The organism is Sphingosinicella sp., from assembly GCF_052388015.1.
Taxonomy (GTDB): domain Bacteria; phylum Pseudomonadota; class Alphaproteobacteria; order Sphingomonadales; family Sphingomonadaceae; genus Allosphingosinicella.
This window is the reverse complement of record NZ_JBQTIN010000079.1, coordinates 1-15,737: the sequence shown is the minus strand read 5'-3', so window position 1 is coordinate 15,737 and position 15,737 is coordinate 1. Positions and strand designations below refer to the sequence as shown.

The window sequence follows — 15,737 nt, the reverse complement described above, 5'->3', positions numbered from 1 at the left end:
CCGACTATCTCCCCGCCATCGGCTGCTCGCGCCGCGATCCGCGCATCCTCTACGCCTTCGGCCACCAGCATCTCGGCTTGACGCTGGCCGCGGCGACGGGTGAAGCGGTGGCGGCGCTGGCGACGGGCGAAACCCCGCCCGTCGATCTCGCGCCGTTCGATCTCGAACGGTTCTAGAGGAGTCATTTCCCCTCCCTTCCAGGGAAGGGCAGGGGTGGGTGCGCGCGTCGGCGCGCCCAAGAGACTCCGGCGTCGAAGCGTTCTCAGCGGCGTCGAGCCGCTTCGGCCGCGACCCACCCCCTAACCCCTCCCTTGCAGGGAGGGGAGATAAGCTGCCACAGCGGCGCAATGACCGATTTCTACCGCATCCGCCGCCTGCCGCCCTATGTCTTCGCCGAAGTGAACGCGATGAAGGCGGCGGCGCGTGCCGCCGGCGAGGACATTATCGATCTCGGCATGGGCAATCCGGACGGCGCGCCGCCCGCGCATGTGATCGAGAAGCTGGCCGAGGTCGCCCGCAACCCGCGCGCGCACCGTTATTCGGCGTCCAAGGGCATCGCCGGCCTCCGCAAGGCGCAGGCCGCATATTACCAGCGCCGCTTCGGCGTCGACCTCGATCCCGACAGCGAGGTGATCGTCACTTTGGGCTCGAAGGAGGGGCTCGCCAATCTCGCTCAGGCGATTACCGCGCCGGGCGATGTCGTTCTCGCGCCCAACCCGTCCTACCCGATCCACCAGTTCGGCTTCATCATCGCCGGCGCCTCGATCCGCTCGATCCCCGCCGCGCCGGGGCCGGATTTCTTCAATATGCTGGAGCGCTCGGTGCGCTTCACCGTGCCGACGCCCAAGGTGCTGGTGATCGGCTATCCGTCCAACCCGACCGCTTATGTCGCCGATCTCGCTTTCTACGAGAAGGTGGTCGATTTCGCTCGCGCCCACGGCCTGTGGGTGATCAGCGACCTCGCTTATGCGGAAATCTATTTCGGTGACGAGCCCACGCCTTCGATCCTGCAGGTCAAAGGCGCGAAGGAGGTGGCGGTCGAGTTCACATCGATGTCCAAGACCTATTCGATGGCCGGTTGGCGGATGGGCTTCGCGGTCGGCAACCCGGCTTTGATCGGCGCCCTGACCCGGGTGAAATCCTATCTCGATTACGGCGCCTTCACGCCGATCCAGGCGGCGGCGACGGCGGCGCTCAACGGGCCGCAGGACATCGTCGCCGAGAACCGGGCGCTCTACAAAGCGCGGCGCGACTGCCTCGTCGAATGCTTCGGCCGCGCCGGCTGGGAGATCCCGCCACCGGCCGCCTCGATGTTCGCCTGGACGCCGATCCCCGAGCCGTTCCGCGCGCTCGGCTCGATGGAGTTCGCGAAACGGTTGATCGCCGAGGCCGGAGTCGCGGTCGCGCCCGGAGTCGGCTTCGGCGAGGAAGGCGAGGGCTATGTCCGCATCGCTTTGGTCGAGAACGAGCAGCGCATCCGCCAGGCCGCGCGCGGCGTGAAGGCGATGCTGCGCGGCTGAATTCTCTTGGGCCTTGCGGCAGCTTTGGCTTGCCTCGCCGGACTGGCTTCCCTAAATCGCCGCCATACACGGCCGCTCCGGGAAGGGGCGGCCCTTCTTGTTTCTGGAGAATCCCATGACCCAGCCGCTCATGCCTCATGCGACGGCCAGCTGGCTCGTCGACAACACGGCGCTGACCTTCGAGCAGATCGCCCAGTTCTGTGGGCTGCACATCCTCGAGGTGCAGGCGATCGCCGACGACACCGCCGCGACCAAGCTCACGGGCCGCGATCCGCTCCGCTCGGGCGAGCTGACGCAGGAGGAGATCGACAAGGGCCAGGACGATCCGTCCTACAAGCTGCAAATCCAGAAGGCGCCGGACCAGGCGATGCGCACCAAGGGTCCGCGCTACACGCCGGTCTCCAAGCGGCAGGACAAGCCGGACGGCGTCTCCTGGCTGATCCGCAACCATCCCGAGCTTTCGGACGGCCAGATCGGCCGGCTGATCGGCACCACCCGCACGACGATCCAGGCGATCCGCGAGCGCAGCCACTGGAACATCGCCAACATCCAGCCCAAGGACCCGGTGACGCTCGGCCTCACCAGCCAGCGCGAGCTGGACGCCGCCGTCGCCAAGGCGGCGAAGGCGGCCGGCGCCCAGCCCAACCCGCAGGACGGCCGCATCGACGAGGATCGCGCCGCCTTGATCGTGGAGCTGCGCGCCGAGCGGGAAGCCGCGGCGCGCGAGGCCGAAGCGGCGCTGGCCGCCGAGGACGCGGGCGCGAGCGGCGGCGAGCCGAGTGCCGACGACGTCTTCCGCAGCTGATCCCGCCCAAGCGGCCGAGATCGCCTCGCCCGACGCCTCGCTCGCCGAGCGCGCGCCGACCGAGCATCGCGGCCTGACCTATCCGCTCGGCCGCGCCGGGCCGGAGCCGGGAACCGTCATCCCGCTTGCCGAGGGCGTCGGCTGGACGCGGCTGCCGGTGCCCGGGCCGCTCAACCATATCAATGTCTGGCTGCTCGACGATGGCGACCCCGGATCGGGGTCCGGGGCAGGCTTGGCGATCGTCGATACCGGCCTCGACATCCCGCCGTCGCGCGAGGCGTGGGAGAGCCTGTTCGCCGGCGCACTGTCGGGCCGGATCGTGACCCGGGTCATCTGCACCCATTTCCATCCCGATCATCTCGGTCTCGCCGGCTGGCTCTGCGAGCGGTTCGGCGTTCGGCTCTGGATGACGCGCGGCGAATGGCTGTTCGCGCGGATGCTGACCGCCGATGTGCGCGCCGCGCCGCCGCCCGAGGCCCTGGCTTATTGGCGGCTGGCGGGCTGGAGCGAGGGCGACATCCTCGGCGAAGCCGCAAAGGGCTGGGGCCGCTTCGCCTCGGTCGTGAGCGCGGTGCCGGTCGCGCATCGCCGGTTGGAGGAAGGCGATATGGTGCGGATCGGCGCCCGCGACTGGCGGGTGGTGATCGGCTGCGGCCATTCGCCCGAACATGCCTGCCTGGTCGACGACGCCGGCAAGCTGATGATCGCCGGCGATCAGGTGCTGCCGCGGATCACCTCCAATGTCTCATTGACGCTGTCGGAACCGGAGGCGGACCCGCTCGGCGATTGGCTGGCCTCGATCGCGAAGCTGCGCGAATTGCCCGCTGACCTCCTCGTGCTGCCCTCGCACGGCGAGCCGTTCACCGGCCTCCATACCCGTCTCGACAAGCTCGCCGAGGGCCATGCCGGCCGGCTCGACGCGCTCCAAGCCCACCTCGCCGAGCCGCGCCGCGCGGTCGATTGCTTCGGCGTGCTCTTCGCCCGCGCGGTCGGCGACCATATCGGCCTCGCGACCGGCGAGGCGCTCGCCCATCTCCGTCATCTCGAGGCGACCGGGCGCGCGGTGCGCGAAGAGCGCGAAGGCGTCGCCTGGTTCCGGGCCGCTTGACCGGTTCGGCGCACGCGCTCAATGCTCGGGCCATGACCGGGGATGTCACCGCCGAGCTGTCGTTCGAGGCCGCGCTGAAGCGGCTCGAGGAGATCGTGCGAAAGCTCGAAAGCGGCGAGGCGCCGCTCGACGACGCGATTCTGCTCTACGAGGAAGGCGACCGGCTGAAGCGGCAGTGCGAGGCGCGGCTCAAGGACGCCCAGATGCGGATCGAGCAGATCCAATTCGACCGCGAGGGACAGCCCAGCGGCACGGCGCCTTTTGGTGAGGGCTGAGGCGCGAGTGGCGGCTGCGTCGCCCTTGCTTGCGACGGCGCTCGCCGACATCGCCGCCGACATCGACCGTGCCTTCGACGCGCTCCTGCCGGTGCCCGCGGACGGGCGGGCGCGGCTCTACGAGGCGATGCGCTATGCGGCGATCGGCGGCGGCAAAAGGATGCGGCCCTTGCTCGTCGCCGCCGGCTGCGGCCTGTTCAACATAGACCGGGCACGGGCGCTGCGGGCCGGCCTCGCGGTCGAGTGCATCCACGTTTATTCGCTGATCCACGACGATCTGCCCTGCATGGACGACGACGACCTCAGGCGCGGCAAGCCGACGCTCCATCGCGCCTTCGACGAATGCACCGCTGTCCTGGCCGGCGATTCGCTCCATGCTTTGGCCTTCGAGATCCTCGCCGACGAGGCGACGCACGAGGATCCGTTCGTCCGCTCCGAGCTGGTCGTGGAGCTGGCCCGGGCCTCGGGGCCGGCGGGCATGGCGGGCGGACAGATGATCGACCTGATCGCGGGCGAAAACACGCTCGACCTGCCCGCCGTTACCCGCCTGCAGCAGCTTAAGACCGGGGCGCTGATCGGTTGGTGCCTGGAGGCGGCGGCGATCATGGGCCGAACCCCGCCCGAAGGGCGAGCAGGCCTGCGTGGCTATGCCCGCGACGTCGGCCTGGCCTTCCAGATCGCCGACGATCTGCTCGACCATGAGGGCAGCGAGGAGCGCGCCGGCAAAAGGGTCGGCAAGGACGCGGCGGCGGGCAAGGGTACGTTCGTGTCGCTGCTCGGCCCGGAGCGCACCCGCCAGCAAGCGGAAGCGCTGGTCGAGCAGGCGATCGATCATCTGCGCCCTTATGGCGAGGAAGCGGATTTGCTCCGCGCCGTCGCCCGCTTCGCGGTGGCGCGGGATCATTGAGCGGGAGGGGATGATGAAAACCGCCGTCTATCCGGGCACATTCGATCCGATCACGCTCGGCCATATGGACATCATCCGCCGCGCCGCGCACCTCGTCGACCGGTTGGTGATCGGAGTCACGACCAACCCATCCAAGTCGCCGATGTTCACCGTCGATGAGCGGCTGGCGATGGTGGAGCGCGAAACCGCCGGCATCTCCGGCAAGATCAGCGTCGTCGCCTTCGATTCGCTGCTGATGGACTTCGCGATGCGCGAGGGCGCGTCGATGATCGTCCGGGGCCTCAGGGCGGTCGCCGATTTCGAATATGAGTTCCAGATGGCGGGGATGAACCAGCAGCTCAACGACGAGATCGAGACCGTCTTCCTGATGGCCACAGTGTCGCTGCAGCCGATCGCGTCGAAGCTGGTCAAGGAGATCGCGCTCTATGGCGGCGAGATCGCCCGGTTCGTGACGCCAGCGGTCGCCGAGCAGGTCCGCGCCCGCGTTGCCGAGATCGGCCGCAAGGGTGCTTGAGGCCGGCCGCGCGTCGGCCTAAGAAAGAGCCGTCTTTCCCGCATCATGGGCTGAAAATTCACATGCGTTCCCTGTCGTTCTTCGCCGGCCTCGCCGCGTTTGCCCTGGCGAGTCCGCTGTCCGCCCAGTCCCAGCCCGCCGAGCAGCCGGCTCCGGCTGTGGCCGCTCCGGCCGCGCCCGCGACGCCGATCGCCGCGCCGCAGCTCAACGTCACGCCGGCTCTGACCCCGGAGAACACCTGGTATCTCGATCTGTCGACCGGCGGCCGGGTGACGATCCAGCTCCGCCCCGATGCCGCGCCCAACCATGTCGAGCGCATTCGCGCGCTGACCCGGCAGGGTTTCTACAACGGCCTCAGTTTCCACCGCGTGATTGAAGGCTTCATGGCCCAGGGCGGCGACCCGACGGGCAGCGGCATGGGCGGCTCGCCGCTGCCCAACGTCAACGCCGAGATCAGCGGCCTGCCGCATGTGCGCGGCGCGGTCGGCATGGCCCGCGCACAGGAGCTGAACAGCGCGAACAGCCAGTTCTTCATCATGTTCACGCCGCGCCTGCAGATGGACCGCGAATATACGATCCTTGGCCGGGTCGTCGGCGGCATGAACTTCGTCGATGCGATCGAGCGGGGCGAGCCGCCGGCCGCGCCGACCCGGGTCGTGCGCGCCTCGATCGGATCGGACAATATCCCGCCGCCCACCATCGCCGAGCTGACCGCCGCCGCCACGCCGCCCGCCGCGGCGGCCGCCGCCGCGCCGCGCGCGCCCGGCGCGGTCGGGCCAGCCATGCCGCGCCCGGTGGCGGGGCCGCGCCGGCTGGATCCGGTGCGCGCGCCGGACCGGCGCCGGGGGCAGTGAGCCTTCACCCGAGGTGAAGGTCGACGCCTTCGATTTCGAGCTGCCGCCGGACCGGATCGCGCTGAGGCCCGCGATCCCGCGCGATTCGGCGCGGCTGCTGACGGTGACGCCGGAAGGTCTGGCCGATCATGTCGTGACCGATCTGCCGCGCATGCTGCGACCCGGCGATATTCTGGTGTTCAACGATACCCGCGTGATTCCCGCCCAGCTTGAGGGGCGGCGCGTAGCTTCTGTCGACGGCCCGCGGAGCGGGCCGGAGGCGCGAATCGGCGCGACCCTGCACAAGCGCGAAGGACCCCGCGCGTGGCGCGCCTTCATCCGCAACGCGAAGCGGCTGCACGAAGGCGACGACGTCGATTTCGGCGCCGGCGTGACGGCGCTGGCGAGCGAGCGCCAGGCGGACGGCTCCTTCCTGCTGGCCTTCGCCGGCGACGAGCCGGTCGAGCTGCTGCTCGAGCGCGCCGGCCGGATGCCGCTGCCGCCTTACATCGCCGGCAGGCGGCCCGCCGACGCGCGCGACCGAAGCGACTACCAGACGATGTTCGCGCGCGAGGAGGGAGCCGTCGCGGCGCCGACCGCCGCTCTCCACTTCACGCCCGCGCTGATGGCGACGCTGGCCGCGGCGAACATCGGCCATGAGACACTGACCCTCCACGTCGGCGCCGGCACGTTCCTGCCCGTGAAGGCCGAGGACACCGCCGATCATGTCATGCACGCCGAATGGGGCCGGATCGATGCTGCGACGGCGGATCGCCTCAACGCCGCCCGCACGGCCGGCGGTAGGATCGTCCCGGTCGGCACGACCTCGCTCCGCCTCCTCGAAAGCGCCGCCGACGAAGACAGCACGATCCGTCCTTTCGAGGGCGACACCGCGATCTTCATCACCCCAGGCTACCGCTTCCGCGCGGTCGACGGCCTCCTCACCAATTTCCATCTGCCGCGCTCGACCCTGTTCATGCTGGTCAGCGCGTTGATGGGACTGGAGACGATGCAGGCGGCCTACACCCATGCGATCGAGGCGGGTTACCGCTTCTACTCCTATGGCGACGCCTGCCTGCTCCTTCCCGCGACCGGCTGAGAAGCGCGGCTCTCCCTTATGCCGATTGGTCGAGCGGCGAATGTTTGCCGCCCAATGCTCTTGGCATCGGCCGAGCCGCAGCCGATAGGCTGACGAGCTTGCCGGACCTGATTTGGTCGGCGGCGGCGGAGAAGTCCGATGTATTTCTCGATATTCGCGATCCTCTTTTCGCCGCTTCCGGCAGAGGGCGCCGGTCAAATGCAGGCTGCCTCCCCAGCGGACCGTCAGCAGCCCCGGGAACGTCGCATCTGCCGGTCGATGAGCGAGCCTGGACGCCTCGCGGGCAGCCGCCGCGTCTGTCTTAGCCGCGCCGACTGGGAGCGCATGGCGGATGCCGCCCGGCAGCAGGCCGAGCAAATGACGGACGGCATGGATTCCTGCCGCTTGCGGGCCGACGGCGGGACGACGATCGACGTTTCAAGCGCCCAGCAAACGGGGCAGGCGATGGCTCGAATGAATGGCTGTTGATGCATATTAGTTGACATCGTCAACTATCTCCGACAAAGCCAACGCATGGACGATGCGATCGTCGCGCTGCGCGCCTTCAACCGTTTCACCACCCGCTTCGCCGGGGCGCTCGACGCGCATTATCTGGACAGCGACCTGTCGCTGACCGAGGCGCGGCTGCTCTACGAGATCGCCCAACGTGACGCGCCGCTCGCCAGCGAGCTGCAGGCCGAGCTCGACCTCGACGCCGGCTATGTCAGCCGTATCCTGCGCCGTTTCCAGACGAAGGGCTGGATCACGCGTGGAAAAGGCGAGGACGCCCGGCGCCGGCCGATCAGCCTCACCGCCAAAGGCCGCACCGCCTTCGCCGCCCTCGACACCCGCAGCCGCGCCAAGGTCGCGCCTTATGTCGAAAGGCTGGGGGCCGCCGATCGCGACACGCTCGTCGTCGCGATGGCGGCGATCGCCGGCCTGCTCGGCGGCGGCGATGCGCCCTGGCATATCCGGACGTTTCGGGCCGGCGACCTCGCCCTGATCGCCTCGCGCCAGTCGATCCTTTACGAATCCTATGGCTGGGGCCGGCCGATGGAGATCCTCCAGGGCGAGGTCACAACGGCGTTCCTGCGCGATTTCAAACCGGGCCGCGAGCAATGCTGGGTCGCCGAGCGGGCCGGCATGATGGCCGGCGCGGTATTCCTGTGCGACGCCGGCGACGATGTCGGCCAGCTCCGCCTGCTCCATGTCGAGACCTGGGCGCGCGGGCTCGGCATCGGCTCGGCTTTGGTCGCCGAATGCGTGAAGTTCGCGAGGCTCGCCGGCTACGAGACGATCCGCCTTTGGACCCACACCGTCCTCGCCAGCGCGCGGCGAATCTACGAGGGCCAGGGCTTCCGCATCGTCTCAACCGAAGTCCACGACGAGTTCGGCAAGCCCGAGCAGGGCGAGATTTGGGAGCTGGACCTTGCGCCCGTCACGGCGCCTGGAAGCTGATCTCCACCGAAGCGGCGCTGCGCTCCGCCTCGCCGTGGAAGACCGCCTCGATATTGTTGCCGTCGGGGTCGAGCAGGAAGGCGGCATAATAGCCGGGATGATAGGGTCGCTCGCCGGGCGCGCCATTGTCCCGGCCGCCGGCCGCCAATCCGGCCTCGTGAAACGCCTTGACGATCGCCTCGTCCTTCGCCTGAAAAGCGAGGTGGGTCGGGCCGGTCAGCTTGCCTTGCGCCCCTTCGCTGCCGGCGGTCGAGATGGCCAGCTCATCTGCACCGAATATCCCGTCCGCCTCGAAGTCGATCGGCACGCCAAGCACATCCAAGACCGCCCCGTAGAAGCGGCGGCTGGCGTCGAGATCGCGCACGACCAGCTGGACATGATCGACCAGCCGGCCGCGATGCAACTGCATCATCCCCATCTTTTCGTCTCCCGATGGTGAGCCCGATCAACGCCGCTGCGGCGTCTTGTTTCCGGCGCGATGCCGGTTTCCCTCGGCGCGCGATCCTGTAGAGGCGGCGCATGAGCGAGGGACCGTTTTTCTCCTTTTCCATCTCCGTCACTGACGGCTCGGCGCGCATCGGCACGATCCGGATGCGCCGGGGCGAGATACGCACGCCGGCCTTCATGCCGGTCGGCACCGCGGCGACGGTGAAGGCGATGAAGCCGGCGGACGTGCGCGCGACCGGCGCCGACATCATCCTCGGCAACACCTATCATCTGATGCTTCGCCCCGGCGCCGAGCGGGTGGCGGCGCTGGGCGGGCTGCACGGCTTCATGGGCTGGGAGCGGCCGATCCTGACCGACAGCGGCGGCTATCAGGTGATGAGCCTCTCCGAGCTTTCGAAAGTCTCGGAAGAGGGCGTGGCCTTCGCGAGCCATCTCGACGGATCGCAGCATATGCTGACGCCGGAGCGCTCGATGGAGATTCAGAGCCTGCTCGGCTCGGACATCGTCATGGCCTTCGATCAGCTCGTCAAGACGACCGAAAGCCGCGACGCGCAGGTGGTGGCGATGGAGCGGTCGATGCGCTGGGCGGCGCGCTCGCGGGAGAGCTATCAGAGTGGCGGCGCCCTGTTCGGTATCCAGCAGGGCGGGCTGGACGAGGGGCTGCGGCAGGCGTCGGCGGACGCGCTCACGGCGATCGGCTTCGACGGCTATGCGGTCGGCGGGCTGGCGGTGGGGGAGGGGCAGGCGGCGATGTTCGCCTGCCTCGATTTCGCGGCCCGGCAACTGCCGGCGGACAAGCCGCGCTATCTGATGGGCGTCGGCAAGCCGGACGACATCGTCGGCGCCGTGATGCGCGGCATCGACATGTTCGATTGCGTGTTGCCGACGCGCAGCGGGCGGACGGGGCAGGCCTTCACCTGGGATGGCCCGATCAACATCCGGAACGCGAAGTTCGCTGACGATCCCGAGCCGCTCGACTCCGAATCGCCGGTCGCGGGCTGGTCGAAGGCCTATCTCCACCACCTCGTCCGATCGAGCGAGATCCTCGGCGCGATGCTGATGACCGAGCATAATCTCTGGTTCTACCAGCGCTTGATGCAGGGGCTGCGTGCGGCGATCGGGGAGCGACGGCTGGCGGATTTCGCGGCGGCGTTCAGCGAGCGTTACTGTGCACGTGGCGACAAGGCGGGGTGAAGAGAGCCATCCTGATTGGTGCGCTGGCCCTCGCCGGCTGCGTGGCGGGAGGCGCGAGCGCTCCCGCCCCCGCGCATCCTGAGCAGCCGCCGGACGATCCGGCGCTCAGCTATGGCGGGCTTAACGAGGATATCCGGATTAGCGGCCTCGTGGTCCGGCCGCTCGCCGTGACCGAAGACAGCCGCTGCCCGGTCAATGTCACCTGTGTCTGGGCCGGGCGTGTCGTGCTGCGCGCGCGCGTTTCCGGCCTCTCGGGCGAGCAGGACATCAGCTCGATCGAGCCACTGGTGTTGCCGGACGGCGGCACGCTGGACCTCGCGCAGGTCTGGCCGCCGCGCTTTCAGGCCGAGGACATACTCATACCCTACCGCTTCGGCTTCCGCCGCCGCTAGAAGAGCGGCCGGCCGCGGTCGTCCGCGGCGATCACCACCCGACCGGGCGGAATGCGCGTCAGCGTCCGCGCCGGCGCGGCGCTGGGATTATCCGGATAGGTGCCGCCGCGTTGGGCGAGCAGTACGGTCCGCGCCCGTGTGCCGCCGCCGGAGACTCCAACCGCGATGTTGCGCCAGCCGCCGGTGCGGCTGTTCAGCACTCGGATCGGCGGTTGGGTCACGCTCGTCCGGGCGAGCTGATAAAAGCTGTTCTGCTCGGGCGTGTAGATGAACAGGTCGCAGCCGCCTGAGCCGCAAACATTGCCCGACATCAGATAGACGAACGCCTCTGACCGGCCGTCACCGTTGAGGTCGGCCCAGCCGTGCGCGTAGCGGGTGTCGGCATAATTCGACCGGTCCTCCGCGAACCGCTCCTGCAGAAAGGCGTGGAGCGCCGCGTCGCGGCTGGGCTGGGCGGCGACGAGCACCGGCATCGCCAGAGCCAAGGCGGCGAGAAGGATGGCTGGCTTCATGCGCCGAGCCTGACATGTCCGGCCGCGGGATTCCAGCCCGCGCGGCGCCGAGTCTCGAAACCGTCCCGCACCTGACACGCCGCCGCAGTCGGATCATCGACGGCCCGTCACATGCCGCCCCCATAAGGCTGGCCGGCGCGCTTCTCGGCCGCCGATTCTCGAAAGCAATTGGGGGTTTCGATGCAGGACTTGGAGCTTTCCGGCGGCGGCTATACCGACGGCGATGTCGACACCAACCTGTCGGCCAACACGCATTTGTCGACGCTGATCGAGTCGCGCTATTCGCGCCGGCAGGCGATCAGCGGGATCGGCGCCGCGACTGCCGCGGTGTTCGGCAGCAGCCTGCTCGCCGCCTGCGACGAGGACAATGAGGTCGTCGACGACGGCACGATCGGCGCCGGCCAGAACGGAACGACGACGACCGGCCGGATCGTGCAGCTGATCGGCCAGACGCTGACCGGCTCTTTCGGGCAGGTCAGCTGGGAGCAGACCTCCGGCCCTCCGGTCACGCTCACCAATGCCGGCACCCCGAACGCATCGTTCATCGCCCCGGCGGTCGCCGCCGCCACGCCGCTCGGCTTCCGCTTTTCCGCGCGCAGCGTCGCGACCGGCCAGGTGGTGACGGCCGATACCACGGTGACTGTCGGCCCCGCCGTGCTGAGCTTCAACGCGGTCGCCAAGAGCCTGGCCGACATCGTCACCGTGCCGGCCGGCTATACGGTCACCGTGCTCTACCGCGGCGGCGATCCGCTTGCCGCCAACGTGCCCGCCTTCGCCAATGACGGCACCGACACCAATTTCGCGCAGCGCGCCGGCGACCATCATGACGGCATGTACTGGTACGGCCTCAACGCCGCCGGCACCGCGCGCGAGGACTCGAACAATGAGCGCGGACTGCTCGCGATGAACCACGAAAACATCACCGAAAACTATCTCCATCCGAACGGCCAGACCGGCAACGGCACGACGGTGCCGCGGCCGGAGGCGGAGGCGTTGAAGGAAATCGAAGCGCACGGTGTCAGCGTCGTCGAGGTGCGGCGGCAAGGCGGAACCTGGTCCTACAACCAGGCTTCGGCCTTCAACCGGCGCATCACGCCAAACACGGTGGTCGAATTCAACGGACCGGTACGCGGCAATGCGCAGATGCGCACCGCCTTCTCGCCCGGCGGCACGCAAGGGCGCGGCACGATCAACAATTGCGCCTTCGGCTTCGTCTTGTGGGGCACCTTCCTCACCTGCGAGGAGAATTGGGCGGGCTATTTCCGCCGTTCGGCGACCGACAATGCCAATCGCAGCGCGCGCGAGATCACCGCGCTCAATCGCTACGGCATCCCGCAGGGCGCAAGCGGCAGTTATGGCTGGGCGAGCGTGACTCCGGCAGACGCCACCAATACCACTTATCGGCGCTGGAATATCAGTGTCGACCCGGCGACGCCCGCCGGCGGGACGGGTGACTATCGCAATGAGCACAACCATTTCGGCTGGACCGTGGAATGCGATCCTTATGATCCGACGAGGGCGCCGCGCAAACGCACCGCCTTGGGACGGATCAATCGTGAAGGCGCATGGCACGGCCAATGGGTGGCGGGGCGCAAGGTCACCATCTATTCGGGCGACGATGCACGAGGCGAATATCTCTACAAATTCATCTCGGCTAACGCGTGGAATCCTGCCGATGCCCAGGCTGCCGACCGGCTCGCGATCGGCGACAAATATCTCGACAACGGCACGCTCTGCGTCGCCAAGTTCAACGCCGACGGCACCGGCGTCTGGCTGCCGCTCGTCTTCGGCCAGGGACCGCTCACAGCCGCCAGCCCGGTCTTCCCGTTCCAGGATCAGGCCGACGTGCTGATCCACCCTCGGCTCGCCGCCGATGCTTTGGGCGCGACGAGGATGGACCGGCCGGAATGGACCGCGACCCACTATCTAACCGGTGAAATCTACCTGACGCTCACCAACAACAATGCGACGCTGAGGCCACTGAACGGCACCGACGCCGCCAATCCGCGCCACTATAACGACCCGCGCGGGGCGACGAACCAGTTCGGCAATCCGAACGGCCACATCCTCAGGTTGCGCGAAACCGGCGACAACAGCGAATCGCTGACCTTCACCTGGGACAACTATCTGTTCGGTGCCGGCTCGGACCTCAACGCGACCAACATCAACCTGTCCAGCCTCGACGCGACGAACGACTTTTCCAGTCCCGACGGGATCTGGTTCGCGCGACCGACCAATCCGTCGGGTCTGATCAATCCGCTGCTCTGGATTCAAACCGACGACGGCGCCTTCACCGATGTCACCAACAATCAGATGCTGGCCGCTTTGCCGGGCCGCACCGGCGACGGCGGCGCGCGCACCATCACCAACACGGGTTCGGGCGGCGCCACCGCGACGCAAGCGACCTTCGTCGGCGCGGTGCCCGGCGTGAAGCTCAAGCGCTTCATGGTCGGTCCGAAGGGATGCGAAATCACCGGTGTCGACTCGACCCCGGACGGGCGCACCCTGTTCGTGAATATCCAACATCCCGGTGAGGGCGGCGGCCCGACCAACATCACCTCGAACTGGCCGCAGAGCCAGACGGGTCAGGCGAGCGGACGCCCGCGTTCGGCGACAGTCGCGGTCACCAAGGACGATGGCGGCGTGGTGGGGCTCTAGACCTTCCGTATTCCGGTAGCCGGCCTCGTTCAGCGCCGGCTACCGGAACAGCGGCAGGCTCGGCATACCTTTGGTGATCAGCGATCGGCCGGCGACGGGCGGCCGAGCAGGTCGGCGGTGGTCGTCACCTCGCAGAATTCCATCGCCAGCGTCGCGACATGGGCCGCCTGGATCGCCGTCGCCGGAATCGTGCCGCCCAGGCCGTCGGGCAGGTCGAAGCAGTCGCAGGCGTCGGCGGCGAGAACGAACGTCCAGCCCATGTTGGCGCCGGTGCGGATCGTCGTCGATACGCACATGTCGGTCGAGATGCCGAAGGTCACGATCCGCTCGGCGCCCAGCCGCCGCAGCCTGAGGTCGAGATCGGTGCCGATGAAGGCCGAATTGACGCTCTTCGAGAGCACCGGCTCCTCGCCTTGCGGTTCGAAGCCCTCGCGGAAGGCACTGCCCCAGTGGCCGGGCGCGAGCGACGAGCCGGGCTGCACCGAAACGTGGCGGACATGGATGATCGGCGCGCCGGCCGCGCGCCAGTGCGCAAGCAAAGCGCGGCCATTGGCTTCCATCTCGCCGTTCCAGCGCGGCGGCCAGGACGGTTCGTCGAAGCCGCGCTGGACGTCGATCGGCAGCAGCACGGTCCCGAGCCCTACGTTCATGACCTAGCCGCCGAAGCCGGTCCCCAGGAAGCTCGGAACGGGACCGTTCCAGCCCTCTTCGGGGGCTTCGGGTTCCGGCTCGCGAGCCGCCCGCTCGGGCTTGCGCGCGCGCTCACGGCGCGGCGGCTCTTCCCGCTCCGCCCGGCGAGCGGGATGCTCGTCACGTTCTTCCCGGCGGGCGGGGCGGTCGTCGCGCGCGCGTTCCTCGCGGCGAGGACGGGGCTCGCGCTCGCGCCTGGGCGCCGCGCGCGGCTCGCTCTTCTCGTTCGCTGCGCCGTCCAGCTCGGGAATCTTCATGCCGGTGAGCTTCTGGATATTGTCGATCGATTCCTCGTCGGCGGAGGTGACGAGGGTGATCGCGATACCGGTCTTGCCCGCCCGGCCGGTGCGGCCGATGCGGTGGACATAATCGTCCGGATGCCACGGCACGTCATAATTGAAGATGTGGCTGACGTCCTTGATGTCGAGTCCGCGGGCGGCAACATCGGAGGCAACAAGCACGTTGATTTCGTCCGCCTTGAAGCGGGCGAGTTCGCTGATCCGCTCGGATTGCTCCATGTCGCCATGAATCTGGCCCACCTTGAGGTGGCCGCGCTTCAGGCTGGTGGCGAGCTCGCGCACCGTCGTCTTGCGATTGCAGAAGACGATCGCGGAGCGGACCGCGTCGGTGCGCAGCAGATCGGCGAGCACGTCGCGCTTCCTGCGCGAATCGACGCGCAGGATGCGCTGGTCGATCAAAAGGTTGGTCTGCGCCGGCCGGGCGACCTCGATCGACTTGGGATTGTCGAGGAACTTGTCGGCCAGCTTCTTGATCGCCGGCGGCATGGTCGCCGAGAACAGCAGGGTCTGCCGCTGCCTGGGCAGCTTGGTGCAGATTTCCTCGATGTCCGGGATGAACCCCATGTCGAGCATCCGGTCCGCCTCGTCGATGACGAGCAGGCTGCAGCCGGTGAGCAGGATCTTGCCGCGCCCGAACAGGTCCATCAGCCGGCCGGGCGTCGCGATCAGCACGTCGACGCCTTTTTCCAGCTTCTTGATCTGGTCGGCCATGTTCGTGCCGCCGATCAGCAGCGCCATGTTGAGCTTGTGATATTTCCCGTATTTGTCGAAATTCTCCGACACCTGCATGGCCAGCTCGCGGGTCGGCTCGAGGATCAGCGAGCGCGGCATGCGCGCCCGGCTCCGCCCCTCCCCCAGGATATCGATCATCGGCAGCACGAAGGCGGCGGTCTTGCCGGTGCCGGTCTGGGCGATGCCGATCAGGTCGCGCATCATCAGCACGGACGGGATCGCCTGCTTCTGGATCGGCGTCGGCGTGTCGTAGCCCGACTCCGCGACGGCGCGGAGCAATTCGTCGGAAAGGCCGAGATCGGCAAAGCTCATGGA

The 15,737-nt window shown here is 68.3% G+C and carries 17 protein-coding genes and 1 pseudogene; 14 read left to right on the top strand and 4 right to left on the bottom strand.

The window, feature by feature from the left end:
* The 11 genes and pseudogenes from ACT4N3_RS06715 to ACT4N3_RS06665 form a co-directional block, all read left to right on the top strand.
* Positions 1–176: pseudogene (locus ACT4N3_RS06715) on the top strand (FAD-dependent oxidoreductase); the annotation flags it as partial.
* A 171-nt stretch (positions 177–347) separates the two neighbouring features.
* A complete protein-coding gene (locus ACT4N3_RS06710) occupies positions 348–1,520 on the top strand; it encodes an LL-diaminopimelate aminotransferase (RefSeq protein ID WP_444854437.1) in 1,173 nt (390 codons plus the stop codon).
* A 115-nt stretch (positions 1,521–1,635) separates the two neighbouring features.
* On the top strand, positions 1,636–2,325 hold the full coding sequence (locus ACT4N3_RS06705) for a cell cycle transcriptional regulator TrcR (protein ID WP_444854436.1): 690 nt from the start codon (positions 1,636–1,638) through the stop codon (positions 2,323–2,325).
* Positions 2,300–3,433, top strand: coding sequence for an MBL fold metallo-hydrolase (locus tag ACT4N3_RS06700; protein WP_444854435.1), 1,134 nt, complete (start codon positions 2,300–2,302; stop codon positions 3,431–3,433). Before ACT4N3_RS06705 ends, ACT4N3_RS06700 begins: the two co-directional genes overlap by 26 nt.
* A 32-nt stretch (positions 3,434–3,465) precedes the next feature.
* A complete protein-coding gene (locus ACT4N3_RS06695) occupies positions 3,466–3,708 on the top strand; it encodes an exodeoxyribonuclease VII small subunit (RefSeq protein WP_444854434.1) in 243 nt (80 codons plus the stop codon).
* A gap of 7 nt (positions 3,709–3,715) precedes the next feature.
* Positions 3,716–4,615 (top strand): polyprenyl synthetase family protein, encoded by a 900-nt coding sequence (locus tag ACT4N3_RS06690; protein WP_444854433.1) that lies wholly within the window; start codon positions 3,716–3,718, stop codon positions 4,613–4,615.
* 13 nt (positions 4,616–4,628) lie between these two features.
* A complete protein-coding gene (gene coaD / locus ACT4N3_RS06685; protein ID WP_444854432.1) occupies positions 4,629–5,129 on the top strand; it encodes a pantetheine-phosphate adenylyltransferase in 501 nt (166 codons plus the stop codon).
* 62 nt (positions 5,130–5,191) lie between these two features.
* Positions 5,192–5,983, top strand: coding sequence for a peptidylprolyl isomerase (locus ACT4N3_RS06680; protein ID WP_444854431.1), 792 nt, complete (start codon positions 5,192–5,194; stop codon positions 5,981–5,983).
* A 13-nt stretch (positions 5,984–5,996) separates the two neighbouring features.
* Positions 5,997–7,061 carry a tRNA preQ1(34) S-adenosylmethionine ribosyltransferase-isomerase QueA gene (queA, locus tag ACT4N3_RS06675; RefSeq protein ID WP_444854430.1) on the top strand — a complete coding sequence of 355 codons (1,065 nt, stop codon included), beginning with the start codon at positions 5,997–5,999 and terminating at the stop codon, positions 7,059–7,061.
* 258 nt (positions 7,062–7,319) lie between these two features.
* Positions 7,320–7,529, top strand: coding sequence for a hypothetical protein (locus ACT4N3_RS06670; protein WP_444854429.1), 210 nt, complete (start codon positions 7,320–7,322; stop codon positions 7,527–7,529).
* Positions 7,530–7,574: 45 nt separating this feature from the next.
* Entirely contained in the window at positions 7,575–8,498 is a 924-nt protein-coding gene (locus ACT4N3_RS06665) for a bifunctional helix-turn-helix transcriptional regulator/GNAT family N-acetyltransferase (RefSeq protein ID WP_444854428.1), read from the top strand.
* Here ACT4N3_RS06665 and ACT4N3_RS06660 read toward each other — a convergent pair.
* Entirely contained in the window at positions 8,479–8,907 is a 429-nt protein-coding gene (locus ACT4N3_RS06660; RefSeq protein WP_444854427.1) for a VOC family protein, read from the bottom strand. The two genes, ACT4N3_RS06665 and ACT4N3_RS06660, sit on opposite strands and share 20 nt — an antisense overlap.
* Before the next feature lie 110 nt (positions 8,908–9,017).
* On the opposite strand from ACT4N3_RS06660, the gene tgt reads away from it, so the two are divergent.
* Positions 9,018–10,139 (top strand): tRNA guanosine(34) transglycosylase Tgt, encoded by a 1,122-nt coding sequence (gene tgt, locus ACT4N3_RS06655; RefSeq protein WP_444854426.1) that lies wholly within the window; start codon positions 9,018–9,020, stop codon positions 10,137–10,139.
* On the top strand, positions 10,136–10,531 hold the full coding sequence (locus tag ACT4N3_RS06650) for a hypothetical protein (RefSeq protein ID WP_444854425.1): 396 nt from the start codon (positions 10,136–10,138) through the stop codon (positions 10,529–10,531). Before tgt ends, ACT4N3_RS06650 begins: the two co-directional genes overlap by 4 nt.
* Here the strand turns inward: ACT4N3_RS06650 and ACT4N3_RS06645 are convergent.
* Entirely contained in the window at positions 10,528–11,043 is a 516-nt protein-coding gene (locus ACT4N3_RS06645) for a hypothetical protein (RefSeq protein ID WP_444854424.1), read from the bottom strand. The two genes, ACT4N3_RS06650 and ACT4N3_RS06645, sit on opposite strands and share 4 nt — an antisense overlap.
* A gap of 180 nt (positions 11,044–11,223) precedes the next feature.
* Here ACT4N3_RS06645 and ACT4N3_RS06640 point away from each other — a divergent pair, with 180 nt between their 5' ends.
* The gene (locus tag ACT4N3_RS06640) at positions 11,224–13,701 is read left to right on the top strand and encodes an alkaline phosphatase PhoX (RefSeq protein WP_444854423.1); all 2,478 of its coding nucleotides are present in this window, start codon (positions 11,224–11,226) and stop codon (positions 13,699–13,701) included.
* A gap of 77 nt (positions 13,702–13,778) precedes the next feature.
* On the opposite strand, the gene ACT4N3_RS06635 is transcribed toward ACT4N3_RS06640, so the two are convergent.
* Positions 13,779–14,351 carry a cysteine hydrolase family protein gene (locus ACT4N3_RS06635; protein WP_444854422.1) on the bottom strand — a complete coding sequence of 191 codons (573 nt, stop codon included), beginning with the start codon at positions 14,349–14,351 and terminating at the stop codon, positions 13,779–13,781.
* A 3-nt stretch (positions 14,352–14,354) separates the two neighbouring features.
* Positions 14,355–15,734, bottom strand: coding sequence for a DEAD/DEAH box helicase (locus tag ACT4N3_RS06630; RefSeq protein ID WP_444854438.1), 1,380 nt, complete (start codon positions 15,732–15,734; stop codon positions 14,355–14,357).
* Between the last annotated feature and the right edge of the window lie 3 nt (positions 15,735–15,737).

Excerpts from the sequence above, each read along its gene's own strand:
- ACT4N3_RS06630 (WP_444854438.1), bottom strand. The coding sequence starts at position 15,734 with ATGAGCTTTGCCGATCTCGGCCTTTCCGACGAATTGCTCCGCGCCGTC.
- coaD (WP_444854432.1), top strand. The coding sequence starts at position 4,629 with ATGAAAACCGCCGTCTATCCGGGCACATTCGATCCGATCACGCTCGGC.
- ACT4N3_RS06660 (WP_444854427.1), bottom strand. The coding sequence starts at position 8,907 with ATGCAGTTGCATCGCGGCCGGCTGGTCGATCATGTCCAGCTGGTCGTG.
- ACT4N3_RS06635 (WP_444854422.1), bottom strand. The coding sequence starts at position 14,351 with ATGAACGTAGGGCTCGGGACCGTGCTGCTGCCGATCGACGTCCAGCGC.
- ACT4N3_RS06665 (WP_444854428.1), top strand. The coding sequence starts at position 7,575 with ATGGACGATGCGATCGTCGCGCTGCGCGCCTTCAACCGTTTCACCACC.
- ACT4N3_RS06640 (WP_444854423.1), top strand. The coding sequence starts at position 11,224 with ATGCAGGACTTGGAGCTTTCCGGCGGCGGCTATACCGACGGCGATGTC.
- tgt (WP_444854426.1), top strand. The coding sequence starts at position 9,018 with ATGAGCGAGGGACCGTTTTTCTCCTTTTCCATCTCCGTCACTGACGGC.
- ACT4N3_RS06670 (WP_444854429.1), top strand. The coding sequence starts at position 7,320 with ATGAGCGAGCCTGGACGCCTCGCGGGCAGCCGCCGCGTCTGTCTTAGC.
- ACT4N3_RS06695 (WP_444854434.1), top strand. The coding sequence starts at position 3,466 with ATGACCGGGGATGTCACCGCCGAGCTGTCGTTCGAGGCCGCGCTGAAG.
- ACT4N3_RS06680 (WP_444854431.1), top strand. The coding sequence starts at position 5,192 with ATGCGTTCCCTGTCGTTCTTCGCCGGCCTCGCCGCGTTTGCCCTGGCG.
- ACT4N3_RS06645 (WP_444854424.1), bottom strand. The coding sequence starts at position 11,043 with ATGAAGCCAGCCATCCTTCTCGCCGCCTTGGCTCTGGCGATGCCGGTG.
- ACT4N3_RS06705 (WP_444854436.1), top strand. The coding sequence starts at position 1,636 with ATGACCCAGCCGCTCATGCCTCATGCGACGGCCAGCTGGCTCGTCGAC.
- ACT4N3_RS06710 (WP_444854437.1), top strand. The coding sequence starts at position 348 with ATGACCGATTTCTACCGCATCCGCCGCCTGCCGCCCTATGTCTTCGCC.